This is a genomic window from Spirosoma agri, assembly GCF_010747415.1.
GTDB classification, from domain to species: domain Bacteria; phylum Bacteroidota; class Bacteroidia; order Cytophagales; family Spirosomataceae; genus Spirosoma; species Spirosoma agri.
This window is the reverse complement of sequence record NZ_JAAGNZ010000032.1, coordinates 1-288: the sequence shown is the minus strand read 5'-3', so window position 1 is coordinate 288 and position 288 is coordinate 1. Positions and strand designations below refer to the sequence as shown.

Sequence of the window (288 nt, the reverse complement as noted above, 5' to 3'; positions counted from 1 at the left end):
CTTAACAAGGGTTGATTTAAGTATCAATCAGCTAACGGGCAGTATCCCAACTAGTCTGAGTGGGTTGACCAATTTGCAGCAACTTATCTTAAACAGCAATCAGCTAACGGGCAGCATCCCAACTAGTCTGAGTGGGTTGACCAATTTGCAGGATCTGACTTTGAATAATAATTCGTTAGGGGGCAGCATCCCGGCCAGTCTGGGTACGCTGACTAATTTGCAGCGACTTATCTTAAACAACAATCAGCTAACGGGCAGCATCCCAACTAGTCTGAGTGGGTTGACCAA

General features: G+C 45.8%; 1 protein-coding gene. It reads left to right on the top strand.

All coding sequences use genetic code 11. The annotated features are described in order from the left end of the window. On the top strand, nt 1-288 hold a 288-nt coding region (locus GK091_RS29335), incomplete at both ends, for a leucine-rich repeat domain-containing protein (protein WP_394351914.1).